Here is a 1,539-nt window from a genome sequence, read left to right as displayed (position 1 = left end):
AATTCAGAATTATCAAAAGCAGTAATACGTGTCTTATCTATTGCCTTAAAAATTTCTAGATCATATTGAATTCCCCTGGGGGATTCATCTAAGCTGTAGGCATCTGCATCTAACTTAGAAATCATTTTTACTACCTCAGCTTTTCCAGACTCGATGCGCACAATCCAAATATCGGTATAGCCAGTAGCGTCTCTAAACAGAGTCCATCGCCCCCAGCTAACATCATCATCCTGCATATAAGAGTCCTGCTCCAAAACCTTTAAAACACTACCGCTGTATTTAAATGGGGCTGATAGGGTTTCATTCATATCCACCATAAAGTAGTGAATCTTGGTTAAATCATCAAACTTGGGTAGACCCATTTGAGCCAGATTTTGCTCATACGTGTTCAGAGCTTTTTGACAGCCATCAACCCTCACTTCAGGATCAATCTCAATAGGCTGAACGGCTTCAGAACTTAATTGTTCCTCAAGAGCCTGTTGTGCCTGGGCGCAGATATTTGAAAAAATACTTAAGGACTCTGGACTAATACCGTAGGTATTGAACCAATGTTTTTCAATGATCAAAGAGGCTTCTGCTAACTGCGCATGTAAAAGACTATCTTTTGGAAAGCCATCCTCACATGCATAAAGGCGATCAACTAAGCGCCCAACGCTACCATCTAGGTTTGAAGTTGTTGCATGCCAGAAACTTTGAAAACTATCGTAGTTAAATCGTTCGCGATAGTGATTAAAAACGCACTGATCGAACTGTCTTTGACTCATCTGCAAAGACCCGCCTTTAATCAAGTCAAATAATCCCATGAGCTACTATCCTTGTTAATGCGTTAATAGGTAAAAATGATGTGCGCCAAAAATTATTGGCTTTTAATTTTGCTCCAATTGGCTTGAAAAATTGCAGCAGAATCAGTGGCACCCTCTGGCTCCTCACCATTTCTGGAGATCATCAGGCCATTTAATTTTGCACCATGCTCAATTCCGAGTTGACCATAAGTAATGTCGCCTCGAACTTCCGCACCTTCATGCAACTCAACGCGCTCAGTAGCGTAGATATTTCCTTCTACCTTGCCGGCAACTAGAACCCTAAAGGCGAAAATATCACCCAGCACCACCCCCGTTCGACCCAAAGCTATGCTGACACTCTTACCTTGGCGCGCCTCGATATTGCCGATAACTTGACCATCAATTCGTAGACTCTCATTAGCAACTAGCCTGCCATGAACCTCCGTAGCAGGTCCAATGATGGTCTCAAAGGACTCCATCGTTGGCTGTAAGAACTTAATGGACTGTGAACTTTTCTTGAACAAACTCATTGGGTTTCCTTTGGGCATCCACACCGTAGTGCTTTATCCCCCTCATCTGTTTGGGCGGGGATCCATTCTAGCTTTATTTGGGGACAAGCTACTAGGACGTACTCATTTGTAGCGAGGGTCGATAAATAAGTTAGTTAATACTAACTTATTTATCGTGAATCCACGAGCTCTGAGCGAGGCTCAAACTAAATCAAAGGGTACCGCTATCAACCTGAGGGACTTACAGA

Annotated in this window: 2 protein-coding genes; both read right to left on the bottom strand. The window is 42.8% G+C overall.

The features are described 5' to 3' along the window. The coding region (locus B7X71_RS16710; protein WP_293601564.1) for a hypothetical protein at positions 1-803 on the bottom strand (803 nt) is incomplete at its 3' end. A 53-nt stretch (positions 804-856) separates the two neighbouring features. After that, positions 857-1,312 carry a polymer-forming cytoskeletal protein gene (locus tag B7X71_RS16705; protein ID WP_293601563.1) on the bottom strand — a complete coding sequence of 152 codons (456 nt, stop codon included), beginning with the start codon at positions 1,310-1,312 and terminating at the stop codon, positions 857-859. Between the last annotated feature and the right edge of the window lie 227 nt (positions 1,313-1,539).

The organism is Polynucleobacter sp. 39-46-10 (assembly GCF_002282275.1).
The sequence above is the reverse complement of the archived record's forward strand: the minus strand, read 5'-3'. Positions and strand labels throughout refer to the sequence as shown.

Coding starts and splice junctions, on each gene's coding strand:
- B7X71_RS16705 (WP_293601563.1), bottom strand. CDS start 1,312: ATGAGTTTGTTCAAGAAAAGTTCACAGTCCATTAAGTTCTTACAGCCA.